The 25,209-nt window shown below is 70.3% G+C and carries 25 protein-coding genes and 2 tRNA genes; 14 read left to right on the forward strand and 13 right to left on the reverse strand.

Features of this window, described 5'->3' with window-relative positions; genetic code table 11:
- Positions 1–18: 18 nt before the first annotated feature.
- The 4 genes from SACAZDRAFT_RS07730 to SACAZDRAFT_RS23725 all read right to left on the reverse strand — a co-directional run bounded on the left by SACAZDRAFT_RS07730 (position 19) and on the right by SACAZDRAFT_RS23725 (position 3,087).
- On the reverse strand, positions 19–1,260 hold the full coding sequence (locus tag SACAZDRAFT_RS07730; protein WP_005440342.1) for an aldehyde dehydrogenase family protein: 1,242 nt from the start codon (positions 1,258–1,260) through the stop codon (positions 19–21).
- 102 nt (positions 1,261–1,362) lie between these two features.
- Positions 1,363–2,127 carry a M50 family metallopeptidase gene (locus SACAZDRAFT_RS07735; RefSeq protein WP_005440343.1) on the reverse strand — a complete coding sequence of 255 codons (765 nt, stop codon included), beginning with the start codon at positions 2,125–2,127 and terminating at the stop codon, positions 1,363–1,365.
- A gap of 70 nt (positions 2,128–2,197) precedes the next feature.
- A complete protein-coding gene (locus tag SACAZDRAFT_RS07740) occupies positions 2,198–2,884 on the reverse strand; it encodes a DNA-3-methyladenine glycosylase family protein (protein ID WP_232286383.1) in 687 nt (228 codons plus the stop codon).
- On the reverse strand, positions 2,779–3,087 hold the full coding sequence (locus SACAZDRAFT_RS23725; RefSeq protein WP_232286384.1) for a hypothetical protein: 309 nt from the start codon (positions 3,085–3,087) through the stop codon (positions 2,779–2,781). Before SACAZDRAFT_RS23725 ends, SACAZDRAFT_RS07740 begins: the two co-directional genes overlap by 106 nt.
- Before the next feature lie 425 nt (positions 3,088–3,512).
- Here SACAZDRAFT_RS23725 and orn point away from each other — a divergent pair, with 425 nt between their 5' ends.
- The 5 genes from orn (at position 3,513) to SACAZDRAFT_RS07765 (ending at position 6,926) form a co-directional block, all read left to right on the forward strand.
- Positions 3,513–4,121, forward strand: coding sequence for an oligoribonuclease (orn, locus tag SACAZDRAFT_RS07745; RefSeq protein WP_005440348.1), 609 nt, complete (start codon positions 3,513–3,515; stop codon positions 4,119–4,121).
- A gap of 67 nt (positions 4,122–4,188) precedes the next feature.
- A tRNA-His gene (locus SACAZDRAFT_RS07750) sits at positions 4,189–4,261 on the forward strand.
- A gap of 242 nt (positions 4,262–4,503) precedes the next feature.
- Complete coding sequence (locus SACAZDRAFT_RS07755) at positions 4,504–5,370, forward strand: 3-hydroxybutyryl-CoA dehydrogenase (protein WP_005440350.1); 867 nt, start codon at positions 4,504–4,506, stop codon at positions 5,368–5,370.
- A gap of 1 nt (position 5,371) precedes the next feature.
- Positions 5,372–6,517: an acyl-CoA dehydrogenase family protein gene (locus SACAZDRAFT_RS07760; protein WP_005440352.1), complete on the forward strand. Its 1,146-nt coding sequence runs from the start codon at positions 5,372–5,374 to the stop codon at positions 6,515–6,517.
- Positions 6,518–6,800: 283 nt separating this feature from the next.
- Positions 6,801–6,926, forward strand: a complete 126-nt coding sequence (locus SACAZDRAFT_RS07765) for a nuclear transport factor 2 family protein (RefSeq protein WP_005440355.1) — start codon at positions 6,801–6,803, stop codon at positions 6,924–6,926.
- A gap of 12 nt (positions 6,927–6,938) precedes the next feature.
- Here the strand turns inward: SACAZDRAFT_RS07765 and SACAZDRAFT_RS07770 are convergent, their stop codons facing one another.
- Positions 6,939–8,153 carry a L,D-transpeptidase gene (locus SACAZDRAFT_RS07770; protein ID WP_005440357.1) on the reverse strand — a complete coding sequence of 405 codons (1,215 nt, stop codon included), beginning with the start codon at positions 8,151–8,153 and terminating at the stop codon, positions 6,939–6,941.
- A gap of 171 nt (positions 8,154–8,324) precedes the next feature.
- Between SACAZDRAFT_RS07770 and SACAZDRAFT_RS07775 the strand changes: the two genes are divergently transcribed.
- Positions 8,325–8,397 (forward strand) — tRNA-Lys (locus SACAZDRAFT_RS07775).
- A gap of 231 nt (positions 8,398–8,628) precedes the next feature.
- Positions 8,629–8,826, forward strand: a complete 198-nt coding sequence (locus tag SACAZDRAFT_RS07780) for a hypothetical protein (protein WP_040927705.1) — start codon at positions 8,629–8,631, stop codon at positions 8,824–8,826.
- Positions 8,827–8,850: 24 nt separating this feature from the next.
- On the opposite strand, the gene SACAZDRAFT_RS07785 is transcribed toward SACAZDRAFT_RS07780, so the two are convergent.
- Positions 8,851–9,825: an NAD(P)H-dependent flavin oxidoreductase gene (locus SACAZDRAFT_RS07785; RefSeq protein WP_040927706.1), complete on the reverse strand. Its 975-nt coding sequence runs from the start codon at positions 9,823–9,825 to the stop codon at positions 8,851–8,853.
- 216 nt (positions 9,826–10,041) lie between these two features.
- Here SACAZDRAFT_RS07785 and SACAZDRAFT_RS07790 point away from each other — a divergent pair, with 216 nt between their 5' ends.
- Entirely contained in the window at positions 10,042–10,896 is an 855-nt protein-coding gene (locus SACAZDRAFT_RS07790) for a hypothetical protein (protein ID WP_005440364.1), read from the forward strand.
- Between the two features lie 36 nt (positions 10,897–10,932).
- Positions 10,933–11,775 carry a pentapeptide repeat-containing protein gene (locus SACAZDRAFT_RS07795; RefSeq protein WP_005440365.1) on the forward strand — a complete coding sequence of 281 codons (843 nt, stop codon included), beginning with the start codon at positions 10,933–10,935 and terminating at the stop codon, positions 11,773–11,775.
- A gap of 5 nt (positions 11,776–11,780) precedes the next feature.
- Here the strand turns inward: SACAZDRAFT_RS07795 and SACAZDRAFT_RS07800 are convergent, their stop codons facing one another.
- Entirely contained in the window at positions 11,781–11,969 is a 189-nt protein-coding gene (locus SACAZDRAFT_RS07800; protein WP_005440367.1) for a PspC domain-containing protein, read from the reverse strand.
- Positions 11,970–12,102: 133 nt separating this feature from the next.
- Between SACAZDRAFT_RS07800 and SACAZDRAFT_RS07805 the strand changes: the two genes are divergently transcribed.
- Positions 12,103–12,870 (forward strand): SDR family NAD(P)-dependent oxidoreductase, encoded by a 768-nt coding sequence (locus SACAZDRAFT_RS07805; protein WP_005440368.1) that lies wholly within the window; start codon positions 12,103–12,105, stop codon positions 12,868–12,870.
- An 18-nt stretch (positions 12,871–12,888) separates the two neighbouring features.
- Here SACAZDRAFT_RS07805 and SACAZDRAFT_RS07810 read toward each other — a convergent pair whose 3' ends face one another.
- The 3 genes from SACAZDRAFT_RS07810 to SACAZDRAFT_RS07820 are packed head-to-tail and all read right to left on the reverse strand — an operon-like array spanning position 12,889 to position 16,063.
- The gene (locus tag SACAZDRAFT_RS07810; protein ID WP_005440370.1) at positions 12,889–13,479 is read right to left on the reverse strand and encodes a class I SAM-dependent methyltransferase; all 591 of its coding nucleotides are present in this window, start codon (positions 13,477–13,479) and stop codon (positions 12,889–12,891) included.
- Entirely contained in the window at positions 13,469–14,647 is a 1,179-nt protein-coding gene (locus SACAZDRAFT_RS07815; RefSeq protein WP_005440372.1) for a hypothetical protein, read from the reverse strand. Before SACAZDRAFT_RS07815 ends, SACAZDRAFT_RS07810 begins: the two co-directional genes overlap by 11 nt.
- 9 nt (positions 14,648–14,656) lie before the next feature.
- Positions 14,657–16,063: an MFS transporter gene (locus SACAZDRAFT_RS07820; protein ID WP_005440374.1), complete on the reverse strand. Its 1,407-nt coding sequence runs from the start codon at positions 16,061–16,063 to the stop codon at positions 14,657–14,659.
- Between the two features lie 61 nt (positions 16,064–16,124).
- On the opposite strand from SACAZDRAFT_RS07820, the gene SACAZDRAFT_RS07825 reads away from it, so the two are divergent.
- A complete protein-coding gene (locus SACAZDRAFT_RS07825) occupies positions 16,125–16,805 on the forward strand; it encodes a TetR/AcrR family transcriptional regulator (RefSeq protein ID WP_005440375.1) in 681 nt (226 codons plus the stop codon).
- On the opposite strand, the gene SACAZDRAFT_RS07830 is transcribed toward SACAZDRAFT_RS07825, so the two are convergent.
- A complete protein-coding gene (locus SACAZDRAFT_RS07830; protein WP_005440376.1) occupies positions 16,739–18,076 on the reverse strand; it encodes a protein kinase domain-containing protein in 1,338 nt (445 codons plus the stop codon). The genes SACAZDRAFT_RS07825 and SACAZDRAFT_RS07830 overlap by 67 nt on opposite strands.
- 252 nt (positions 18,077–18,328) lie before the next feature.
- On the opposite strand from SACAZDRAFT_RS07830, the gene SACAZDRAFT_RS07835 reads away from it, so the two are divergent.
- Positions 18,329–19,282 (forward strand): sensor histidine kinase, encoded by a 954-nt coding sequence (locus SACAZDRAFT_RS07835; protein ID WP_232286385.1) that lies wholly within the window; start codon positions 18,329–18,331, stop codon positions 19,280–19,282.
- Positions 19,283–19,327: 45 nt separating this feature from the next.
- Here the strand turns inward: SACAZDRAFT_RS07835 and SACAZDRAFT_RS07840 are convergent, their stop codons facing one another.
- Entirely contained in the window at positions 19,328–19,975 is a 648-nt protein-coding gene (locus SACAZDRAFT_RS07840; RefSeq protein ID WP_176662477.1) for an endonuclease, read from the reverse strand.
- Between the two features lie 114 nt (positions 19,976–20,089).
- On the opposite strand from SACAZDRAFT_RS07840, the gene SACAZDRAFT_RS07845 reads away from it, so the two are divergent.
- Positions 20,090–21,922 carry an AMP-dependent synthetase/ligase gene (locus SACAZDRAFT_RS07845; RefSeq protein WP_005440379.1) on the forward strand — a complete coding sequence of 611 codons (1,833 nt, stop codon included), beginning with the start codon at positions 20,090–20,092 and terminating at the stop codon, positions 21,920–21,922.
- A 12-nt stretch (positions 21,923–21,934) separates the two neighbouring features.
- Here the strand turns inward: SACAZDRAFT_RS07845 and SACAZDRAFT_RS07850 are convergent, their stop codons facing one another.
- Complete coding sequence (locus tag SACAZDRAFT_RS07850; RefSeq protein ID WP_005440380.1) at positions 21,935–22,852, reverse strand: SDR family NAD(P)-dependent oxidoreductase; 918 nt, start codon at positions 22,850–22,852, stop codon at positions 21,935–21,937.
- 382 nt (positions 22,853–23,234) lie between these two features.
- Here SACAZDRAFT_RS07850 and SACAZDRAFT_RS07855 point away from each other — a divergent pair, with 382 nt between their 5' ends.
- Positions 23,235–24,407 carry an MFS transporter gene (locus SACAZDRAFT_RS07855; protein WP_005440381.1) on the forward strand — a complete coding sequence of 391 codons (1,173 nt, stop codon included), beginning with the start codon at positions 23,235–23,237 and terminating at the stop codon, positions 24,405–24,407.
- Positions 24,408–25,209: the final 802 nt, after the last annotated feature.

The following is a 25,209-nucleotide window of genomic DNA, read 5'->3' on the forward strand; positions in this document are numbered from 1 at the left end:
TCCGCGACGAGGGATCGCTCACCGCCCGGCCGGGAGTACCGCGTACTGGCGGACGTACAGGTCGGTGTAGGTGACCGGACCTCGCGGCCCGGGCACCTTGTCGAGGTTGATGCCCGTCTCCGGAACCCCGAGCAGCTTGAATCCGTCCAGAAGGCGCGTGGGCGCGTTCCAGAACACGCCGGTGCCCTGGTAGCCGTCGAAGAACGCCTCCGCGGTGGCGGCGTCCTCGGTGGCGATACCCGCCGCCAACCCGGAGGTCTCCTCGTTGGCGATCCGGACGGCCTCGGCCACTCCGCTCACCCGGGCCACGGTCACCGTGGCCTCACGGTCGGAGTCGAGCGCCCATTCGTAGCCGATGGCGTGTTCGTACGGCGGCAACGACGGCGTGACACCACGCTCGGCGAGCGCTTCGGACACCACCGGCCACACGTCGTCGTGCACGGCGTCGTGGATGAGCAGCAGATTCAGCCGGTTGCACACGCCCAACCGGTCGAGGCTGGCGACCACGAGCGACCGAACGGTCTCGTGGTCCGCCTTCTCGTCGACGTACAGGACTCCCCCACCGTCGGCGTGGGCGAGGGTCCGCACGCCGTGCTGGGCGGCGGTGAGCGCCAACGACCGCGTGCTGTCCCCGCTGCCCCGCAGGATCACCAGGGGCACGAGGTCGGGCAGCGCGACGAGTTCGGCGGCGGCCTCTCGCTCGGCACGCGGCACGAGCTGCACGACGTGCTCGTCGATACCGGCCTCGACCAGCGCCGGGCGGATCACGACGTCGAGCAGGCGGGTGGCCGAGCCGAGAGCCGCCGAGCCCGTCCGCAGCACTCCCGCGTTGCGGGACTTGACCAGCTGCGACGCGACGTCCACGGTCACGTTCGGCCGGGCCTCGTAGTTGGCTCCGATCACGCCGACCGGACGACGCCGCTCCACGAGTCGCAGTCCACCGTCGAGCGTGGACACAGGCAGGGTGCGTTCCGGGTGCGGAACGCTCGCGAGCAGCCGGAGTTGGTCCGCCATCTCGGTCAGGCGCTCGTCGGTGATGGTCAACCGGTCGAGCAGGCCCGCGCTCATCCCCGCCTTCCGGGCCGCGTCGACGTCCTGACGGTTGGCCTCCAGCACGTCGTCACGGTGTGCGAGCAACCGATCCGCCATGCCACGCAACGCCGCGTCGACAGCCTCGTCCGTGGCGCCGGCCAACGATGGAGCCGCGCCCTTCGCCGCCCGAGCGCACTCCTTGACCGCCTTCGCCACCTCGTCCGTCACCGCACCGTCCTCCCGACGACCGCACGCAGTTCCCGGCGTGCACGCATCGACTGTTCTCCCTGTTTCAGTGTGCCCCACCCGGGTGGCGGCGTCGGCGCCTGGTCAGCTCCCCGCCCCGAAGACCAGCTCCGGGCCCACGGCGGGATCGACCAGCAACATGCCGCCGACCACGACGCACGTCCCCGACAGCACTCCCATGACCAGCAGCCAGAGGAACGCGGGCAACGCCGTCAGTCTCGCCAACTGGTCGATGTCCGAGTCGCGCGCCGCGCCCCGACGCCGTTTCACCTGCAGTTCGAACAGCGGCCGGACCGCGCCGAAGAGCAGGAACCAGGCGATCAGGTACACGAACGCCGCCTGCACCCCCGGGCCGGCGAACACGGCGATCCCACCGAGGACCAGCGCGGAGAGCACGACGGAGAACACCCCGTAGGCGTTGCGCACCATCACCAGGACACCCAGCAGTAGCACGGCGGCGATGCCCAGCACCACGCTGAGCCGTTCGGCGGAGACGAACCACGCGAAGATCAGTCCGAGCAGCGCAGGAGCGGGATAACCTGCCAGCGCCGTCAACACCATGCCGGGACCGGTGGCCTTGCCCTTCGAGACCGTGACGCCCGAGGTATCGGAATGCAGCCTGATGCCCTGCAACCGACGCCCCGCCAGCACGGCGAACATCGCGTGCCCCGCCTCGTGGACGATGGTGACCACATTGCGCGCGAACCGCCACGGCCGGTTGACGACGACCAGCGCCAGCGCCAGCACACCGGTGACGATGGCGACGGTGCCGGCCGTATCCGCACCGAGACCAGCGGCGTACAGCATCACGTTGTTGTCGGGCTCCCCGTAGACGTCCACCCCGTTCACGGTGTCAGCTCATCACAGGCACTCCCGCGCACCTCCACCACCTTCTTGATCACAAAAGCGAGGCGGCGCGCTACTGTTCGTCGCTCGGTACCTCCCGGAAGAAGAAGGCGCCCCAGCTCCGATACGGCCGCCACGCATCCCCGACCGTGACCGGCTCCACACCGTCGAGGCCGTACGACCGGCGCAACGCCGTGGTGAGATGCGTCTCCGCTGCGGGAAAGAGATCGGGGTGCCCCACCCCACGTCCGACCACGAGCTCCGCGGAGAACGGTCCGATGCCGGGCAACCGTCGCACCGCGTCGAGCGCCTCGGCCACCGGACGAGCGCGCAGCGTGCTCGCGTCGAGTTCGCCCGCGAGCGCCGCGTCGGCGAGGGCGGCCAACCTGCTCCGCTTCGCCTCCGACAAGCCGGAGGACGCATCGAGCTCACCGAGATCCCCCGGCGACGGGAAGCACGCCACCTCACGGCCCCCGACATGAAGCGTCCGACCCCGGCGTTCGGCGATCCGGCGCACGAGAGCGTCGGCGTGCGTCACCCGGAACCGGTGACACACCACGGCCCAGCACGCGGCCTCCCACGGCGACCCGAAGAGGATGGGACGCAGCCCGGGCCCGGCGCGAACCCGGCGTGCCAGCACCGGGTCCTGCGACATCACGGCAGGAAACCCGCAGGCGTCCACGTCGAGCGACAGGATGCGGCAGGCCTGCGCGACGGCGGCGGGGCCGTCCTCCGGGTGGGCCTCCACCTCGACGCGCACCCGGCCCGGCCCACCATGGCGGTGGCGTAACGCCAGGTGCGCTCCACCGCGAACGCGAGCGCCAGGGCGCCGCTGCCGCTGCCCGCGATGCCGCACCGGCCCGGGATGCGCTTCAGATGAGCGACGTAGTCCGCCAGGCCGACGACGCCCCGGACCTCCACGTCGACGCTGAGAACGTCCTCCTTCACCACTGTTGCGTTCACTCTTACTCCTCCTTGCTCCGGACGATGCCCGCGGACGCCGAACCACTGTGGACTCTCCTGTAGACCTGATCCACGACTGGCGACGACGCTACGACCGCCTGTCACGGCGGGGAAGAAACGAGGAACCGAACGGTTCCACTCGCGTAAGAAGTTGCTCCGCACGAGTGACGACGACCCATCACCACCACGCGCCACGGTGCATTGTGGACACCGTTCGGCACCCGATCCACCCACACCGCGCCGGCCACCGAACACCGGCGAGGAGACCCTGCAGAGCCCGCGACCGGACCGACACAGCCACACAGGCACCGCCCAGGACCCGGGAGCACCACGACGCGTCGAGAACGATCGGCCGCGCGGGTGTGACAGCATGAAGCGCGGAGTGCCGCAGAGGATACGAACAGTGCACGCGTTAGGGTTTGCCGGTGACCGACCGTCTTGTCTGGATCGACTGTGAGATGACGGGGCTCGACCTCGCCAAGGACGCCCTCATCGAGATCGCCGTGCTCGTCACGGACGCTGACCTGAACGTGCTCGGCGAGGGTGTCGACCTCGTCATCCACGCCGACGACGACGCGCTGGCGAACATGCCGGACGTCGTCCGCGACATGCACGCTCGCTCGGGCCTCACCGAGGAGGTTCGCCGCTCGACGATGACCATCGAGGAAGCCGAGCAGCGAGCACTCGCCTACATCCGGGAACACGTGCCCGACCCCCAGTCGGCGCCGCTGGCGGGCAACTCGATCGCGACCGACCGCGGGTTCATCGCCCGCGACATGCCCGAGCTGGACGCCCACCTGCACTACCGGATGGTCGACGTGTCCTCGGTCAAGGAGCTCGTCCGCCGCTGGTACCCCCGGATCTACTACGCGAAGCCCGAGAAGGGCCTCGCGCACCGCGCGCTCGCCGACATCCGGGAGTCGATCGGCGAGCTGGAGTACTACCGTCGAACGGCGTTCGTGCCACTGCCCGGGCCGAGCAGCGAGGAAGCACGGGCGGCGGCCGACGAAGTGCTGCGCAACCACAAGAGGTGACCCCCTGTGGCAGCCCCGAAGGGGCACGCTATGATGATCGAGCCGAGGTGCTGATGCACCTCTCGCGGTGGGTGTAGCTCAGCTGGTAGAGCACCTGGTTGTGGTCCAGGGGGCCGCGGGTTCAAGTCCCGTCACTCACCCTTCTACGAGAACCCGGACACGGTGACCCGTTGTCCGGGTTCTTTCGTTTCTGCACGTTGTCACGCTCCCCAGCGCCGTCTGCGGTCCTCTGAAGCCACCGACCAATCACCCCGCCGGGTGGTTTCGCTCGCCATGCCCCCGGGGCTCGTTCCTGAGAGCAGGATCGCATTCAGCACGCATAGGAAACGGTAGGACGCCCTACTAAACTCGCCAGTAACGACACCAGCCAGGAAGGATCGTCATGGGTGACATCACGCGGGTCGGCGTGGTCGGCGCGGGCCTGATGGGGTCGGGCATCGCGGAGGTGACCGCGCGTGCGGGTCTCGACGTGGTCGTCGTCGAGGCCGACGCCGCCGCGGCCGAGGCAGGCCGGGGGCGGATCGAGAAGTCCCTCGCCCGGGGCGTCGACAAGGGCAAGCTCTCCGCCGACGAGCGCGATGCCGCCCTCGCGCGGCTGACGTTCTCCACGGAACTGGACGCCTGCGCCGACCGGCAGCTGGTGATCGAGGCCGTGGCCGAGAACGAGGCCGTGAAACTCGACGTGTTCGGCAAGCTCGACGCCATCACAGGGCCCGACGCCATTCTGGCCTCGAACACGTCCTCGCTGCCGATCACACGGCTGGCGATGGCGACCCAGCGACCGGAACGCGTCGTCGGACTGCACTTCTTCAACCCCGTTCCGGTGCAGAAGCTCGTCGAACTGATCCCGAGCCTGCTCACCGGCGACGACACCGTCGAGAAGGCCTCCGCGTTCGCCTCCGACGTGCTCGGCAAGACCGTCGTCAAGGCGTCCGACCGGGCCGGCTTCGTGGTGAACGCCCTGCTCATCCCTTACCTGCTGTCGGCCATCCGCATGGTGGAGGCCGGGCACGCGACGCCGGAGGACATCGACAACGGCATGGTGCTCGGCTGCGCACACCCGATGGGCCCGCTGCGCCTGGCCGACCTCGTCGGACTCGACACCACCAAGGCCGTCGCCGAGTCGATGTACGAGGAGTACAAGGAGCCGCTCTACGCGCCGCCGCCGTTGCTGCAGCGCATGGTCGAGGCAGGGCTCTACGGCAGGAAGTCGGGTCGCGGCTTCTACGACTACACCCGGGGAGAGTGAGATGTACCAGTTGCCGGAGGAGCACGAGGAGCTCCGCGCCGCCGTTCGAGCGCTGGCCGAGAAGGAGATCGCCCCGCACGCGACCGAGGTCGACGAGCAGGAGCGCTTCCCCGACGAGGCGCTGACGGCGCTGACCGCCGCTGGGTTCAACGCCGTGCACATTCCCGAGGAGTACTCGGGTCAGGGCGCGGACGCTGTCGCGGCCTGCATCGTCATCGAAGAGGTCGCGCGGGTCGACGCCTCCGCGTCACTCATCCCCGCTGTGAACAAGCTCGGCACACAGCCGATCCTGCTCGCGGCGTCGGAGGAACTGAAGCGGACCGTGCTGCCGTCGATCGCCGAGGGCGACGCCCTGGCGTCGTACGCGCTGTCGGAGCGCGAGGCCGGCTCCGACACGGCGTCGATGCGGACTCGCGCCCAGCGCGACGGCGACCACTGGGTGCTCAACGGCACCAAGTGCTGGATCACCAACGCCGGTATGTCGACCTGGTACACGGTGATGGCCGTGACGGATCCGAACGCGGAGAAGAAGGCACGCGGCATCTCGGCCTTCGTCGTGCACAAGGACGACCCCGGGTTCTCGGTCGGCCCGAAGGAGAAGAAGCTCGGTATCAAGGGTTCGCCTACCCGCGAGATCTACTTCGAGAACTGCACGATCCCCGAGAACCGGATCATCGGTGAGCCCGGGACGGGACTGAAGACGGCGCTGCGGACGCTCGACCACACGCGCCCCACGATCGGTGCACAGGCGCTCGGCATCGCCCAGGGCGCCCTCGACGCCGCGGTCGAGTACGTGAAGGACCGCAAGCAGTTCGGCCAGGCCATCAGCGAGTTCCAGGGCGTGCAGTTCATGCTCGCCGACATGGCGATGAAGATCGAGGCCGCGCGGCACATGGTGTACGCGTCGGCGGCGGCCACCGAGCGGGGTGACGCGCGGGCGGGCTTCCTCGCGAGCGCCGCCAAGACCTACGCCTCGGACGTGGCCATGGAGGTCACGACCGACGCCGTGCAGCTGTTCGGCGGCGCGGGCTACACCCGGGACTTCCCCGTGGAGCGCATGATGCGCGACGCCAAGATCACACAGATCTACGAGGGCACGAACCAGGTTCAGCGCATGGTGATGGCCCGTCACCTGCTGAAGGGCTGACGCCGCCCCGGTCGTGAAGCCGGTCGTCGTGTTTCGCACGGCGGCCGGCTTTTTCACGTCCCGGCCACTGCGCGGGCGGGACCCGGGGACGAACGACCCGACTGGCCGTGCACCGACACGCGTGCGCGGGCCGCTTCGGCCCGTCCGCTCAGGAGCCCGCACGGAAGAAGGTGTTCAACGGAGGTGACCTCGACGCGTGCGACGCCATGTACGCCTCGCACTGCGGTTCATGAGCCGCGCGGCGAGTTCCGCGGCATACCCGCCACGGGCAGGTCGTGGGTAGATGACCGGCATGCAGCTGCTCAAGTGGGAGAACGACCGCATCGTCGAGGAGTGGGGAAGCTTCGACCTGTTCGGTCGGCTGCGGCAGCGGGGCGTCCTCCCCGAACGCGCCGAGCAGCGGCGGTGACGACGGCGATCGTCAGCTCTGCCACTCCTCCCACGACAGCTGCCACACGCTCCAGCCGTCCGTGGGTTCCAGCTCGGGGCCGCCACTGCGCTCGACCGTGAACACGTCCCCGCGTTTCGTCTTGCCCATCAACCACGCGGCGTTCTCCGTCGACAGGTTGATGCATCCCGCGCTGACGTTGTTGTTGCCCTGATCGCCCAGCGACCACGGCGCGGAGTGGTAGAAGATGCCGCTGTTCGACAGCCGCACGGCGTAGTCGACGTACGTCCGGTATCCCGTCGCGCTGTCCACCGGGACGCCGTAGGTGCTGGAGTCCATCGTGTAGCCGTGGTGCTCGCTCATGACGGTGTACGTGCCCGCCGGCGTGGGGCTGCTTGGCTTGCCCATCGAGATGGGCAACGTCTTCACCTTCTTGCCGTTGATCGACACCGTCATGGTGTGGTCGCGGCCGTCGGCGACCGCGACGAGCTCGTCGCCCACCGTGAAGTCGACGGACCTGTCCTCCACGCCGTAGGTGCCGTCGCCGAGGTTCGTGCCGTAGACGCCCGCGTCGATCGAGACCTTCGTGCCCGGCTTCCAGTACTCCTTCGGGCGCCAGATCACCCGGGTGTCTCCGAACCAGCGGAAGTCACCCTCCGTCGCCGGCTCGGCGGCGATGTCGAGCGCGTTCTCGGCGGCGTCCTTGTCGGGGACGGAGCCGGTGAAGTCGAAGATGAGCGGCATGCCGACGCCGACGGTCTCGTCGTCCCACACGTTGATCGACACGGCGACCGTGCGGGCCGGGGTGGCGGTGGTGAACGTCGACTCCTCGCTGATCTTCGCGCCGTCGTCGCCCGTCGCCTCGACGGTGAGCGTGTAGGTCTTGCCGTAGCCGAGCGGTTCGGTGGTCGTCCACGACGTGCCGTCCGACCGGAGTTCGTCCTCGACGTGCGTGCCGTGCTTGCCGATCAGCGAGGCCGCGGTGATGGTTCCGTGCTCGACGTTCACCGTGATGGGGCGGCGTGGTTCGACGTCGTCGTCGCCGTCGGACACCGAGAGCGCGAGCAGAGCCGGTTTGGGGGCCTCCGTGGTCGTCGCGGCGGACTCACCCGTCGAGCCGGTCTCAGCGGCCGAGGAGCACCCCGCCACGACAGCGACGACCAGGAGGAGCGCACCCCAGAGTCCACTCGTCCGTGTCGACAAGCCACGTGTACGCGACACCATCACCACCCGTTTCCGCCACGACATACCCCGATCGTGTCGCGAGTGTGTCGTATCGGTCGCGGTGCGTGCAGGGACTTGACCAAGTTGTGTCCAACCGAAAACAAGGGGCCCCCGGCGAGAGGCCTCTCGGGGGCGTGCTAATGTTTCTCCCGTCGCCGAGAGGAGCCGGTGAAACACCGGATCACGAAACGACAAGCGCCATTAGCTCAACTGGCAGAGCAGCTGACTCTTAATCAGCGGGTTCGGGGTTCGAGTCCCTGATGGCGCACAGAAACCCCAGGTCACATGGCCTGGGGATTTTTTGTGTCTGCGGCAGGCGAACCTCAACCCTGTGCGGGCCGGGCCCGCAGGTCTCCGGGATGACCGGGGAAGGTGCCGGCAGTTCCGGGTCGTTCGCCGGCCACCTGATCTTCACGGGATCGATCATCCAGTGCCACGTGTTCCTGACCACCAGCAGAATGGGCGGATGTCCAACGCTGGAGTCGAAGACTCTGCCCCTGTGCCGTTTCGCGCGCGCCTGAAGAAGAACTGGTGGCGCCTGGCGTTGATCTCGGCGACGTTCGAGGGTGAGCGGGAGGGCGGCTCCGGCGGCTACTCACGACGGCTGGGCGCCACCGGAGACCGCGCCCCCGAGCGGATGCGCGATCACCTCACGTCCCGGGGCTTCAACGGCGACGGCGTCGGCTGCGACGAGTGACGGGGGCCAGCGGGCCTGCGGGTTTCAGCCGCGCACGAGAGCCGTCAGCCTGCCCTCGATGAGCTCCCGTGCTTCGGCGACCATCCGCTCGATCAGTTCGGCGACCGTGGGGATGTCGTCGATGAGTCCCTGCACGATTCCAGCCGTCCAGATGCCTTCGTCCAGGTCGCCCTGCTCGAACACCGCCCGCCCACGCGCACCGGCCACGAGGGGGCGCACGTCCTCGAACCGCCCACCCTCGTCGAGGATGCTCACGACCTTCCGGCTGATCGCATTGCCGGCGACCCGGGCCGTGTTCCGCAACGGGCGGAAGATGAGTTCGGTGTCCAATTCGGTCGCCTCCACGAGCCGGCGCTTGACGTTCTCGTGCACCGGTGCCTCCCTCGTCGCGAGGAAGCGCGTCCCCATGTTGATCCCGTCGGCGCCGAGGGCGAGCGCGGCCACGAGTCCCCGCGCGTCGGCGAACCCGCCCGAGGCGATGATCGGGATGTCGAGCCGCTGGGCCGTCGCGGGAATGAGCACGAGCCCGCCGATGTCGTCCTCGCCCGGGTGGCCCGCGCATTCGAACCCGTCGATGGACACGGCGTCCACACCGAGCTCCTCCGCCTTCACGGCGTGGCGGACACTCGTGCACTTGTGCAGCACCTTCACGCCCGCCGCGCGGAACACGGGCAGATGCTCGGCGGGGTTCGCTCCGGCCGTCTCCACGATCCGCACGCCGGACTCGATGATCGCGTCGCGGTATTCCGCGTACGGCGGAGGGGTGATGGCGGGCAGGATCGTGAGGTTCACGCCGAACGGCTTGTCGGTCAGCTCGCGGCAACGCCTGATCTCGTCGGCGAGCGCTTCGGGCGTCGGCTGTGTCAGGGCGGTCAGGAAGCCCAAGCCACCGGCCTCGGCGACCGCGGAGACGAGTTCGGCACGGCCGACCCACTGCATCCCACCCTGCACGATCGGGTAGTCGACACCGAAGACGTCACAGAACCTGGTGTGCACCAATGCCGCGTCCCTTCCTGAGGTTGTCCGGCGTGCGCCGTGTTACCGGAGAGTAGGGCTCGGGCCGCGCGGTCCGATACAGCGCGGTGACCGAGGTCATGGCGACCGGCGTCACACACGGCTGTCCGGGTGACTTGCTTGCTCACGGAGCCCGGTTCCACGATCGTGTCGTTTGCGATTAATCCGATCAGGCGTGGCGGACACGGGAGCGGAGTCGGCATGGAGGCGTTCGACCTCGGCATGATCACACTCACCAGGAAGCCGACCGGTGCTCGAACCTCGTCGATGAGCCTGCCCGAGGCCGTGGCGTGGTTCGCCGGTGAACACCACTCCGACCGACCGCGCTGCCTCTCTCCCGTGCTGCACGCTGCGATCACGGTGCTCGGCGACCGCCTGGCGCACCCGCGGCTGCAACAGCTCAAGTGGCTGGTCCCCTCGCTCGTCGGCACGGCCGAGGACGGCCGCGACAGCGTACGGTCACTGCTGGCGGTGGACTGGCTCGTCCGGGTCTACACACCGGCTTGGCTGCGGGTCGTACCGTCCCTCGACCTGGCTGCCGCGAGCCTGGCGGAGCACGCACCGATCTCCAGCGTCGCCGACGCCGCGGACGCCCTCGACGCTCCGTTGGCGGCCGTGCGCCGAGCGGCCTGGGCCGCGCAGGTCGCGGTACCGGGCGTCCTCGGCGGCGCGAACGCCGCCGACACCCCGGACACCACCGACACCCGGGACCCGCACCGGCAGGCCGCCACGGTGTCACTCGCCCTGTCGGCGCTCGCCTGCGACGCGGCCGTGGCCGCCACGTTGGACGTCGCCCCGGGCTTCCTGCCCGTGTGCGGGAAGCTCCGGCTGGCAGCGGAGCAGGCGGTGCTGATCGCGGCCCGGCAGCTCGCCGGCTCCCCGGACCCCGACGACTTCGGTGCGCGGGTGGCAGCGCTCATGGCACCCACCGCCGACGCGCTCGACGACGCGGTGATCGAGCTGTTGGCCCGGCTCATCGACGCGACGGCACCGCCCGGACAGGGATGGCTCGCAGGCGACCCCGTCGACGCGGTCAAGCGGTCCGACGGGGACTGAAGGGCCCCGGCCTCGACCGCTCGTGTCCGCGGGACAATGTCGGCAGGCACGACGGAGGACGTGGTCGACGTGAAATCGGCACCGGTACGAGAGTTGCGCGCGGACTGCGCGCGCTGCGCGGGTCTCTGCTGCGTGGCACTGCCGTTCCAGTCGGCCTCCGGGTTCCCGGCAGACAAGGAAGCCGGGCAGCCCTGTCACCACCTCGACACGTCGTCGCGCTGCCGGATCCACGCCGAACTGCGTCCGCGGGGCTTCACCGGGTGCACCGTGTTCGACTGCTTCGGCGCCGGTCAACGCATCACGCAGGAGTCGTTCGGCGGACGCACGTGGCGCGACGAACCCGCACTCGCTCGGCGGATGTTCCCGGCCTTCGCGGTGGCGCGGCACCTGCACGAGATGCTGTGGTACCTCGCCGAGGCGACGGAGCGCGCGCCTGTCGGGGAGCTGCGGGAGGAGTCACGGCGCGCGTTCGACCGGATCGATGCCCTCGCGGGCTCGGAGCCGGAATCGTTGCTCGCCGTCGACGTCGACGCGGAGCGCCGCGACGTGGGGCCGTTGCTGTCGCGGGTGAGTGACGCCGTTCGCGCGGCCGTCCCGGGTCCACGGCCGGACCACACGTACGCCGACCTCGCCGGGCGGCGGATGCGGCGCGCCGATCTGCGCGGTGCGACGTTGCGCGGCGCGCTCCTGATCGCCGCGGATCTCCGCGAGGCCGATCTGCGCGGCGCCGACCTCCTCGGCACCGACCTGCGCGACGCGAACCTGTCGGGCGCGGACCTCTCCGGGTGCCTCTTCCTCACCCAGCCTCAGGTGAACTCCGCCGTCGGCGACGCGCGCACCCGGCTGCCCGAGCGGCTGGAGCGCCCGGACAACTGGTGACGCGCTCACGCCTCCGGAAGGACCAGCCAGAGCACCAGGTACAGCAGGAACTGCGGTCCCGGCAGGAGGCACGAGGCGACGAAGGCCAACCGGACGTTGCGGGTCTTCCAGCCGTAACGACGGGCGATACCCGCACAGACACCGCCGAGCATGCGGTCGTCGCGAGACCGGGTCAGAGCAGTCGTGGTAGCCATGCGACCAGTGTCGGTGTCCCCAGCAGGCGCCGCATCGGGAATGACCCTGGTTTCCGGTCGTGACACCCTGAGGTCGTCCTGACCCGCTAGCGTGACGATCGCCCCCTTTCTCGTACAGCGACGGGAGATCGACGTGGAAGCCACGGACGCCGTGAACACCGACCGCCGGGTCGCCCTCGTGACCGGAGCGTCCCGGGGACTGGGCGCCGCGATCAGCACGGCCCTGGCGGACGACGGCGTCACGGTGGCCGTCAACTTCGCTCGCGACAAGGCCGCGGCCGACCGGGTGCGCGAGGAGATCACCGCGGCCGGGGGCCGGGCCGAGCTCTTCCGCGCGGACGTGACCGACGAGGGCGAGGTCGATGCGCTGTACGAGGCCGTGCTGGCGGAGTTCGGCCGGATCGACATCCTGGTCCTCAACGCCACAGGACCCCAGCCGATGCTGTCGCTCGACGAGCTCCAGTGGCGCGACCTGCTCGACCAGTTCGAATTCTTCGTGAAGAGCCCGCTGCTGCTGGCGAAGAAGGTCGTTCCCGAGATGCGGCGCCGCGGCTGGGGGCGCATCGTCAACGTCGGTTCGGAGGTGGTGGAACTCGGGGTGCCCTTCTCCAGTGCCTACGTGGCGGCCAAAGGGGCGCAGCTCGGCTTGACCCGGTCGTGGGCGCGCGAACTCGGCCCGCACGGCATCACGGTCAATCTCGTGGCACCCGGCTGGATCCCCACCGAACGCCATGTCGACTCGACGGACGACGAGAAGGCGGGCTACGCGAACGGCGTGCCGCTCGGACATCTCGGGACACCGGGGGACGTGGCGGAGGCGGTCGCGTACCTGGCATCCGACCGCGCGCGTTTCGTCACCGGCCAGCGCATCGCGGTCAACGGCGGCAACACGCTCGCGTGAGCACGACACCGCGCCTCGTCACCGGCCCGGCGACCGCACCGACGACCGCGCCCGCGCGAGCACCCGGGTGGTCCGGCGTTCCGGTCCGGCCTCTGCCCGGTCGAGATCCCGCGACAGCACGTCCCAGCTCTCGTCCAAGGCGGCGGTGAGCTCTCCCGGCCGCGCCCTGTACCGGGTGCGGCCGTCCTCGGTCAGCGCGAGCGCCTCCCAGGCGAGCAGTCCTCCCGGCGCCACGGCCTGCCGGGCGAGGCGGTAGGCGCCGGGGTCCCAGAACAGCGTGGCCAGCACCAACGCGAACGCCCCGCGCGCCGGGACGAAGGTGCGCAGGTCCGCCTGCACACACCACACGCGGGCGGCGAGCCCACGCCGACGGGCTTCGGCCCGGAGCTGGTGCAGCGCGACGTCGGACACGTCGACCGCGAGCACCCGGTACCCGTGCCGGGCCAGCGCCAGAGCGCTGCCCGACCGGCCACAGGCGAGTTCGAGCACCGGCCCGTCCGGCGGTCCCGCCGCCAGAGCCTCGGACACAAGCGGGTGTGGTTCGAAGGTGGGCGGATGCCCGGCGTAGCGGGCGTTCCAGCGCGCCGCGTCGTCCGCGTCACTCCCCATCCGACTCGCGGGCCTCCTCCGCCTCCCGCAGCTCGCGGGAACGCTGTCGACGTGCCCGCTCCCGCCTGCTGTAGGCGGCACGGTACACCGCTTCCTCGCTTTCCAGGCTCGACCCCAGCGCGCCCGCGAACGTCCCCATGGACGCCGCCAACCACGACAGCGTCAGGTAGTCGCCGATGCCCACGGGATGCCCCAGCGAACTCGCCAGATACCCGCTCTCGATGACTGTGAACGCACCGGCGAACGTCACCGCGAACAGCACCAGATACGCCGACGTGACGCCGAAGGTCAACGACAGCACCGAGGCCGTGTTGTAGAGCCGCGCCTTCGTCTTCGACGTGGGCGAACGCTCCCACAAGCGGTTGTAGACGATGAGCCACGCGACCATCGCGCCCACGGCGAGCATGCTGATGAGGAGGAGGCGGCGGTTGCTCAACGCGTCGGCCAAGGTCCAGATACTGCTGTAGAAGATGCCGAATGCCGCGGCGGCGAACCCGGCGGCGAGCGCCGTGGACAACTCGGGCACCAGACGCCACGGCTTGTTGTCCCGGATCATGCCCGCGAGCAGCCGGAGCCGTCCGCGCCAGCCCACCAGGGCGAGGCTCTCCTCGATCTCGGCATCGGGGTTGTCGACCCAGGTGACCGGTGCCCACTTCCCGCCCGCGCGATGGCGCTCCCGGCCGGCTTTCCCGCCGACGAGGCCGTGACCGAGTTCACCGGCGAGGTAGAGCAGGGTGTCCCGGAACCGTCGGCGGAGTCCGACGACGCCGAGCGCGGGCAACGAGGCGAGCGCGATGCCGTGGCACACGCTGATGTCCGCCACGACCGGCGTGCTGCTCAACTGTCGAGGCAGGTCCGTGACACACACGATGAGGTCCCACCCCAGCCGCGGCCGTAGCTCCCGCGCGAGGAGCACGAGCGGTACGCGGCCGTCGTCGTCGAGGCGCAGCGGCCCCGTCTCCAGCCGCACCTCCCAGCGCACCTGGTCACTCACGCGCTCGGACAGGTCGCGCTCCAGGTCGTCGACGAGCCAGCGAGCCGTCTCGGTCGGCAGCCCGGGGTCGCACATCAACCCCAGGACCACGGTCGGGAACTTCTCGTCGACCTTGCTTTCCGGTGGTTCGGACGGCGGGCAGGTGTCGGGACGGTCCTTTCCGGTCTCACTCACCCAGGTCGGCTACCCAGGCTGATCACTGGCTACGCCCGATGGCGACGTCCCGACACGCGGGATCTCACCGGAGCGCGGAAGCAGGAGGGCGGCGACCGCTGTCGTCGCGGACACGAGCGCCAGGGCCAGGAACGCGAGTCCGTACGTGTCGGCGAGGGCGTCCGCGTCCCGGCTCCCGGCGTCGGGCCGCACCACCGTGACGAGGACAGCCAGCCCCACCGCCGCACCGACCTGCTTAGCCGTGTTGAGCAGGCCCGACGCCGCACCCGCGTCCCGCGGGTCGACCCCGCTCGTCGCGAGAACGGTGGCCGGTGTGTTCAGCAGTCCACCCCCGAGTGCGATGAGGATCGCGGGGCCGAGGAAGCCCGCCGGATATCCGGTGTCGGCGGTGAGCCCGCTCTGCCAGACGAATCCCGCGGCGGCGACGACGGCACCGGCCACCACCAGCGTGCGGTGTGCGACGGCGCGCATCAGCCGTGGCGTGAGCCAGACACCCACGACGATCGTGAGCACCGTGTGCGGCAGGAAGCCGAAGCCCGTGGCCAGCGGGCCGAGACCGAGCACGCCCTGCATCGCGAACGTCAGGAAGTACCACATCGGGTTCAGGCAGGCCCCCGCCAGCAGCAGGACCACGTTGCCCCTGGCGACCGAGCGAATCCGGAACAGGCTTGGTGGTAGCAGGGGAACCGGCGCCCACCGCCACTCGACGACCACGAACGCGGCGAACACCGCTGCGGCCAGGATCAGCGCAGCCCAGGTCGTGGGCGCGCGCCAACCGTGAGTGCCGGCCGTGACGACGCCGAACGTGAGGGACACCAGCCCGACGGTGGCGAGCACGGCCCCGGGCAGATCGACGGAGCGTCGCCGCGTCACGCCGTCGGTGCCGGGTGCCCGCACGGCCAGCAGCCCGGCCACCACCGCGAGCGGAACGTTGACGAACAGGACCCATCGCCAGGTCAGGTACTCGGTGATCACGCCGCCCAGGAGGTTGCCCAGGGTGCCGCCCGTGAGGCCGACGGCGGTCCAGACCGCGAGCGCGCGGTGACGGCGAGTCCCCTCGGGCACGGTCGTCGTGAGCAACGTCATCGTGGCGGGGGCGAGCAACGCCGCGCCCAGCCCCTGACCGGCACGGGCGACGATCAGCGTCGCGGCGTCGGTCGCCGTGCCCCCGAGCAGGCTCGCGCCCGCGACGAGCGCGAGGCCCGTGAGCAGGACCCGGCGCACTCCGACGAGGTCGGCCAGGCGACCGCCCACCAGCAGCAACCCCGCGAACAGCAGGACGTAGGCGTTGACCACCCACTGCGTGCCGGCCGGACCGAGGTTCAGTGCCGCGTCCATCGAGGGCAGGGCCACGTTGACGATCGAGACGTCGAGCACCACAAGGAACTGCCCCACGCACGCCAGCAGGACGAGCATCGGCGACCCCGTTCATGATACAGCAGTATCAGATACACTTGTACCATAAAAAGGGAGTGCGATGCCCAAGCGAGTCGACCACGCTGAACGCCGAGCCCGGATCATCGACGCCCTCCTCCGCGTTGCCGGCCGTGAGGGGCTGGCCGCCGTGACGATGCGCGCGGTCGCCGCCGAGGCGGGCGTGTCACTGCGCCTCGTCCAGTACTATTTCGACACGAAGGCCGACCTGCTGCACGCGGTGCTGGAGGACCTCGAACGACGCAGTCACGAGCGCTGGAACGCCCGGCTGACCGCGCTTCCCTCCGCCCCGTCGACCCGCGACCACGTTGAGCAGTTCCTCGCCGAAGCCCTCCCGACCGACGAGCCCAGCCGCGTGTTCCACCTGGTGTGGACCTCCTACGCGGTCCTCGCGATGACTGACCCCGAGCTCGCGCGTCTCCCGTTCGTCGCGGGCCCCGACCGGCTGGAGCGGCACCTCACCGAGACACTGCGCACGGCACAGCAGCGGGGAGAGCTCGTCGCCGACACCGATCCGGCGATCGAGGCCGCCCGCCTGGTGACGCTCACGCACGGGCTCGGCACGAGCCTGCTCGTCGGGCAGCGCAGTGAGCAGGAGGCGACGGCGGTCCTGCACTACCACCTCGACCGCGTGCTGCCGCGTGTGGAGCGTGCGGATCAGCCCGCGAGGCAGGCGAGCGGGATGCCGGTGCCCTCCACGGGGTCGGCGTCCGGCGAGGTCTGAGCCACGAAACCGAACACCGCGGTCTCCCCCTCACGCACCGCGGCGTTCCATCCCGCGTCGCGCACGCGCAACTCGTCGCCCTCCCGAGCGGCGGTGCCGTTCCAGACGTCGGTGACCTCGTGACCGCGCGGCAGCGACCAGCGCGTCGTCCACCCGACCACGCCGCCGCTACCCGGCCGGACGACGACCTCGCCCTCGTACCCACCGGCCCAGCGGCGGAGCACCCGCAGCTCCGCCACGCAGCCGGAAGGCGCGGGAAGCGCGACCGCACCACTGCGCGTCCGGTCGGCCCCGAGCGCCGAGCCCAACATCACGCCCAGCATGCCGAGCATGCCCACCGCCACGAGCACGGCCGCGACGAGTCCGGTGGCCGCGACACGTCGCGATGCGCGCTTCGCCACCCCGCCGGGAAGCGGACGCGTGCCCGCCGTCGGACTCGGCACGGTCGCGGGCTGCCCCGTGGCCACGGCGTTGAGCAGGTGGTGGACCTGTCGCATGCTCGGACGCTCGGCCGGCTCCCGGCGCAGCATCGCCAGCAGCGGGTCGCCCAACGGCCCGGCCCGTCGCAGCGGCTCGGGTGCCGCGTGCGCGATGCGCACGAGCAAGGCGATCGTGTTTCCCCTGGCCCCGAACGGGGGAATACCTTCGACCGCAAGGCACAACGTCGCACCGAGCGAGAAGACGTCCGACGCCGCCTCACCGCGGCCGCCGTCGGCGACCTCCGGTGACAGGTAGGCAGGTGTTCCGGCGATGAGGCCCCGATCGGCGACCGGCCCCACACCCTCGGCCCGCGAGATGCCGAAATCGGCGATCTTGGCGATCCCGTCGTCGGTGACGAGCACGTTGCCGGGCTTGACGTCGCAGTGCACGATGCCCTCCGCATGCGCCGCCGCGAGCGCCGAGGCCACCTGTGCCCCGATCGCGGCGACCGCGCGGGGAGGCAGCGGCCCCCGGTCGGCGACGAGTGCGGCCAGACTCCGCGAAGGAAGGAACTCCATGACGAGGAAGGGCGTGTCCTGGTCGACGACCACGTCGTGCACGGTGACCGCGTGGGGATGGCGCAACCGGGCCGCGACGCGGCCTTCTCGCAGAGCGCGCGCCAGCACGGTCTCGGGCTTCCCGTCACCCGCCACGTCGGCGCGCAGCTGCTTGACGGCGACCACCCGATCGAGGCGCTCGTCGTGGGCCCGCCACACGACACCCATGCCGCCGCGGCCCACTCGATCCTGCAGTCGGTACCGCCCGGCGACCAGGTCACCCTCGCCGCTCACGACGTCCCTCCCCTACCCCGCTACCCCAGCTCCCACCTCGGACGACTCGACCAATCGTAAGCTGAATCACACCATTCGGCGCGCCGTTCATCGCCGTGGTCCCGCAGTGGCCCCCACCGATCGCGGCACGACCCCAGGCCGATCCACAGTGGGCCAGGACAGACCTCGACGGCAACGCCGGTGGCCGCACCCGGGGGACGCGCCTATGATGCGCCGTGTGCGGAGCGGGATCCCGCCGGGATGAGGTCGAACGTGCCAGGAGAACCACACGGTCACCTTCACCAAGCAGCGGTTCATCGCTCCGACGACGAGTTCCTGTCGACGGTGCTGCCGTTCGTCCAGCAGGGCATCGAGGCCGGACAGCCCCTCCTCGCCTGCCTACCGCCACGCAAGGCGGCGTTGCTCCGCGACGCGTCACCGGACGCCGGAGGGATCACCTTCCTCGACCAGGCGGACGTCTACGCCAACCCGGCGACGGCGGTGAAGCAGTGCCGGGAGCAGCTGGGCCACCTTCGCGCCCAGGGAGCGGCGCAGGTCCGCTTCGTCGGCGAACTCGTCGACCCCGGCCGGACCACGCCCTGGGGGCCGTGGGCCCGCTACGAGGCCGCGGTCAACCACCTCTACGAGGGCTTGCCGCTGTGGTCCCTGTGCACCTACGACGCCCGGACCACACCCCGCCCGGTGCTCGACGACGTGGTCCGCACCCATCCGTGGCTGGCACTGCCCGGAGGACGGCACGCACCCAGCGCCGCGTTCGCCGAGCCGCTCACGTTCCTGGAGACGCACGCGTTCGACCCGGCCGAGGGGGACCTGCCGTCCCACACTCCGACACTCGCGCTGCAGGGGCCGTACCCGGAACAGGCCCGCGCGGCGGCGAACCGCGTCAGTGAACTCGCAGGCCTCGACAGGATGCGAACCGGCGAGTTCGTGCTCGCCGTCAGCGAGTCGGTGACCAACGCCCTGCACCACGGCAAGGCGCCGATGTGGCTGCACCTGTGGTCGGAGCCCGGCCGCGCGGTGGCCACCGTCACCGACGCCGGTGGCGGCCCGACCGACCCGTTCGCGGGGCTGACTCCCGCGCCGCGGCACCCCGCCGACGGCGGGATGGGGCTGTGGATCGTGCACCAGGTGTGCGACTACGTGGCCATGCACCGGCACGACGACGGCTACAGCATCGTCCTCGTCTGCGGCGACCGCACCACCTGAGCGAGTCCGATCGGACCCTGCACAGTAGACGCGCGCGCCCGGGTCTCAGTCGGCGACCTCCTCGGCCAGACCGGCGTCCAGACTCACCCGCACGAGCCCCGCGGAGAACCGCGCGAGGTCCTCATCACTCACGAGGGCGGCCAGCGCCTCGGCGTCTCCGGGCAGACCGACCCGTTCGGCGCCTTTCCTCGCCTTGCCGTCGAGATACGGCCGAACCCACGGCCACACGGCCTGTACCTCGCGGCAGAAGATGTCGGCACCCACGGCTCCGATGCCGGGCACGTCCCGCAGCAGCGTGCGCAACGTCGAGACGTCTCCATCGGCTCGCCTCGCCATCCGGCGCAGGTCCGAGCGGTATTCGTCGTCGATCGACTGTGCGCCCTTGCCCAGGGTGGTGGCCGTGCTCTCGTCGTAACGCACGTAGTGGCCGCGCCCGAGCGCGTCCACCCGGTCCTGCCACGACGCGTCGAGCATGCCGCGCGGCGTCCGGCAGCCTGCGGCGAAGAGCTCCCGCGCCGCCGCGACCGCGATGTCGGCCTTGATCCGAGCCGACAGCAGCACCGACAGGACCAGCAGCCGGTACAGCGCCGACGGTGTGTCGGTGAGCGTGATCCCCGCCTCGTCGGCGTAGGTCCGACCGGCCACCCGCAGCAGCCGCGTCGCCGTCCGAGCCTGGCGCGCATCCGTAGTCACGGTCCAGCAGTACCCGCCGACCCCGAGCGACACGGCCAGGTCGTGATCACCCCTCCCGAAAAGTGATGCGCATTACATAAGCTGGTCCGTTCACGGAGAATGAGGAGGACAGCGTTGACCACTCAGCAATCCGTCGCGGCCCAGGTGGAGGGCCAGACCATCGCCAAGCTTCTTCGTCGCAACGCCGCCGAGTTCGGCGACCTGCCCGCGTTGACGTCCCTGGACGACCCCGACGCCACCACGTTGACCTGGGCGCAGGTGCGCGACGAGGTCGCCGCGGTCGCCCGGGGACTGGCCGACCTCGGCCTTCGTGCGGGACAACGACTCATGATCATGTCGGCGAGCCGTCCCGAGCACATCGTCACCGACCTCGCCGCCGCCAACCTCGGCGCGATCCCGTGCACGGCCTACTCGACCCTGAGCAGTGAGCAGCTCCGTTACGTCGTCGACCACAGCTCCGCGCCGATCGCCGTCATCGCCGGCTCCGACGAGCTCGCCCGGTGGCGGCCGGTCCTGGACGACCTGCCGAGCGTGCGGCAGGTCGTCGTGTTCGACGCCGATGCCGTACCCGACGGCGACGCACGCTTCCTCCCGTACACCGCACTGCGTGACCGCGGGGCCGCACTGCACCGGTCCTCGCCGCAGACCTTCGAGGCCCTCACCGACGCCGTCAAACCCGACGATCCGCTGTCGATGATCTACACGTCGGGCACCACGGGCGTGCCCAAGGGTGTGGTGCTGTCGCACCGCAACGCCATCCACGAGGCGATCGCCCTGCACACCCTGCACGAGGCGCCGCCGCACCTGTCGAACATCTCCTACCTCCCGCTCGCGCACATCGCCGAGCGCGAGTTGTCCCTCTACATGCCGGTCGTCCGGGCCGGGCACGTGCACACGCTCGCCGACCCGGCCGGGATCGCGGGAGCGCTCGCCCGCGTCCGTCCGCAGGGATTCTTCGGTGTCCCGCGCGTGTGGGAGAAGATGGTCGCCGGACTCAAGACCATGCTCGCCGGCGTGCCCGAGGACCGGCGGGAGGCCCTGCTCGCCGCCAGCAGCCTCCTCCAGGAGGGGTACCGGCTGCGCAGCGCGGGCGCGGACGTACCGCCCGACCTGGCCGACCGCATCGCCGAGACCGATCGCACCGTGCTCGCGCCCATCCGCGCCATGCTCGGTCTCGACCACCTCGCGTTCGCGTCCAGCGGCGCGGCCGCACTCCCGCTGGAAGTGCTGTACTTCGCCGCGGGGCTCGGCGTCGAGGTGCACGAGGTGTGGGGCCTGTCGGAGACCACCGGCGCCGCGACGAGCAACCACGCGAAGGCCTTCAAGGCCGGTACCGTCGGCAAGCCCGTCGCCGACGTGGAGGTCGCGGTGGCCGACGACGGCGAGCTGCTCGTGCGGGGGCCGATCGTGTTCCTCGGCTACCTCCAGGCGGACGGCACCATCACCCCGGCCACGGACGCCGACGGCTGGTTCGCCACCGGCGACATCGGCACGGTGGACGACGAGGGGTTCGTCACGATCACCGACCGCAAGAAGGAACTCATCGTCACCGCGGGTGGCAAGAACATCGCACCCACCAGGATCGAGGGCCTGCTCAAGGAGCACCCGCTGATCGGACAGGCGATCGCGATCGGGGACGACCGGCCGTACGTCACCGCACTCGTGGTGCTCGACGACGAGATGGCCCCCGCGTGGGCGGCCACCCGGGGGATCGAGGCGAACGACCTGGAGGAACTCGGCGCTCACCCCGCCGTGCGAGCCGAGATCGACCGGGCCGTGGAAGCGGCGAACGAGCGGCTGGCCAGAGTGGAACAGGTGAAGCGCTACCACGTGCTGACCCGGCCCTGGACACCCGAGAGCGGTGAGGTGACACCGACGTTGAAGCTCAAGCGCCGAGTGATCACCAGCCGCCACGACGCGGACATCGCCGCGTTGTACACGCCCTGAGCCGACTCCCCCTCAGGCGCTGCGCCGGGGCCACGACGCCCCTGGCGCCGCGACGCCGGTCCACTCGCGCAGGGTCGGCGGCACCCGCTTCTCCAACCCGTACGGTTCGAGGTGCGCGGCGAACACCTCCGTGAACGCGCGTCGCACGCTCGCGCTGTCCCACACCTGGCGGTGCAGCACGGGCTGCTTCACGTAGGGCTGTCCCATGATGTGCAACTCCGGGCCGTTGCACCGGATCAACTGGCCCGTGATGCCGTGTGCGTCGTCGGAGAGCAGGAAGAGCACCAGCGGCGCGATCCTCGCGGGCGTGCGTTCCGGCGGGCAGTTCCGCAGAGACCGCTCCGAGGTCCACACCATGCGCGTGTGCGCCAGCGGGCACACCGCGTTGACCCGGATACCGACCTCCTCCATGTCGAGCGCCCACGAGTACGTCAGCGACGCCACGGCTCCCTTGCTGGCGGAGTACGCGGCGAGCTTGCGCTGCCCCAGCGACGCCCCCGACGAGATGTTGACGATGGACCCGCCGCGGCCACCGTCCACCATCACCCGCGCGGCGGCGGTGCCCACGTAGATCACGCCGAGCACGTTGGTCTCGATGAGGGCGCGCACGTCGTCGGGGTCGTCGCGCCACGACACGGCCTCGTAGTTGAGTCCCGCGTTGTTCACGAGCCCGTCCACGGTCCCGAACTCCGCGACGCAGAGGTCCACCAGCGCGGCCGCCTGGTCCGCGTCGGCGACGTTGTGCCCGCTCGCGACGGCCCGGCCACCGTGGGCCGTGATGTTCGCCGTCGTCCGCTCCGCCAGGTCCGCGTCGACGTCGTTCACCACCACGCACGCGCCTGCCTGGGCGGCGTGTGTCGCGAAGGCTTCCCCCAGTCCGCGACCGGCTCCGGTCACGACGACGGCCTTGCCGTCCAGTTGTCCGTTCATGTCCGCTCGTCTCCCCAACCGCGAACGCGGCGTGTGCGTCGTTCCACCGGCACTGTCCACGGCCGGTCTCTCACCGTCAGTCTCGGCCCGGGCGACGGGAACACCGCAGGTCCTCGCGGCGAACGGTGTTCCGACTGCGCCGAACGAGTGGTCGACGATCGGCCGCGGGATACAGCCCGGCGTTCAGGGGGACTCATCACTGCTGCCCGGCCCACCCGGACCACGGGCAACACGCACGGCGACGGCGTTAGTCCGATCCGGGTAACGTCCGACGATCGGCTCCACACCTGGTAGATCAAAACTAACGTGGGCGCCGACGTCGCAATACGTAACCGATTCGGCACAGGTGACCAGGTTGGTAGCTACCACGACCGCGGCGCGGATGACCGACGCGCTCCGCAACCGCGAGTTCCGAGCCCTGTGGATCGCGGAGGCGCAGTCGGTCCTCGGCGACCACCTCACCACGGTGGCGCTGTCCATCGTCGTCTACAGCCGCACGGGATCGGCGCTGTGGGCCGCCGGGGTGTACGCGCTCACCTTCCTGCCCGCCCTCGCGGGCGGCCTCGGGCTGTCCCAGATCGCCGACCGGTTGCCGCGCAAGACGGTGTTGGTCGCCTCCGCCGTCATCCAGGCCGTGTTCGTGGGCGCCATGGCCATCCCCGGGATGCCGCTGGCCCCTCTGTGTGTCCTCGTCGTCCTCGCCCGCCTCGCCGGCGCGCCGGCCAACGCCGCGCAGAACGCGCTCACGCGCGAGGTCTTCGCCGACGACGAGCTCTACCTCCGAAGTCAGGACCTCCGGGGCATCACGAGCAACATCGCCATGCTCATCGGACTCGCCGGGGGCGGGCTGCTGGTGACGTCGTTCGGTGCCTCGTGGGCACTGGCCATCGACGCGTTCACGTTCCTCGTCGCCGCGTTCCTCGTGCAGATCTGGGTGCGGCAGCGGCCCGCGGCGGGCGATCCGAGCGACGGCTGGTTCAGCGCCGTGCGCTGGGTGTGGGGACAGCGGCGTCTGCGGGTGCTGCTCGCTCTGTCCTGGCTGGTCGGTCTGGCCGTCATCCCCGAGGGCCTGGCCGCTCCGCTCGCCGAACAGATCGGCGCCTCCGAACAAGCCGTCGGCTGGTTGCTCGCCGCCGACCCGGTGGGCTTCATCCTCGGCACGTTCGTGCTGTCGCGTTACGTCTCGGTCGAGAACCGCAAGCGGGTGATGGGCGTGCTGGCCACGCTCGCGGCGGCCGTCCTCATCGGTTTCGCCGCCACACCGACGTTGCCGTTCGCACTGCTGCTGCTGATGCTCGCGGGAGCCGCCGGCGCCTACATCATCACCGTGGGCGCCACGTTCATCACGTGGGTGCCCAACGACAAGCGTGGGGGCGCGGGCGGCGTCTACCGCACCGGGTTGCGAGTGGCACAGGGCCTCGGAGTCGCGCTAGGCGGTGTGGTCGCGGACCTGGTCGGTTCCGCGACCATCGCGATCGCTCTCGCGGGTGTGGCCGGAGTGGTGCTGACCATCCCCGTCGCACTCTCCTGGGCGCGCGTGCAGAAGACCGGCTGACACGAGGGGCTCGGCGCGCCGAAAAGGCGATCACGGCGGTCAGCACCGTCACGACGACCACCTGATTGTGCCGGTGCCATCACTGCGTGAAGCCGGCTGAAAAGGTTACTCGTCAAGGAAGGAACTACGCCTTCCCTCAACACCAGGTTGCCCGGCATCGTCCCCCAGCGCTGCCCCCAGCACTCTCAGCGGACTCCGCCGGCATACCGGCAATGCCGTCGTGGACAAAGGAATCGATGATGCGAACCATGACCGTCAGAGCGCGACATCTCGTGTCACGGCCCCTCACGGTGCACGTTCATCCGTTACCGGCGACGACAGTGCCTCGGTCACTCAGAAGTCGCGATCGGTCACGATAATCCCCTCCCTCCAGCGGAACCGACGTCATGGTCGACAACGTCGAAGCGGTGTCGAACCGGAGTCGGACGAATGTCGAACGAGTACCGAGAAATCAGAAGTCGCGGTCGGACACGAGGCACCTCCCCAGGGTGTCGCGGTCGTCGATGTGTCAGTTCTAGGTCAGAAGTCGCGGTCAGACAAGGGAGAACACCTCCGCTCGCGTCCGAGTTCGTGCGGACGGCGAAAACGCGTACCGAACAACACACGGCAACGACCGACACTACCGGCAAGCAGGCTCGCCTACACGAAATTCCGGTGCAGTGCGATGATACCGATCACCGTCGATGTGCTGTTTCGTAGCGGACCGAGTCGGACCGGTCACCACAACCGGGCCGGCTCGGAACCCACCGTCCACCTGACCGACACACGCGAGAGGACTGGCGAGTGCCGCTCATTCCACAGG

Source organism: Saccharomonospora azurea NA-128 (assembly GCF_000231055.2).
Taxonomy (GTDB): Bacteria; Actinomycetota; Actinomycetes; order Mycobacteriales; family Pseudonocardiaceae; genus Saccharomonospora; species Saccharomonospora azurea.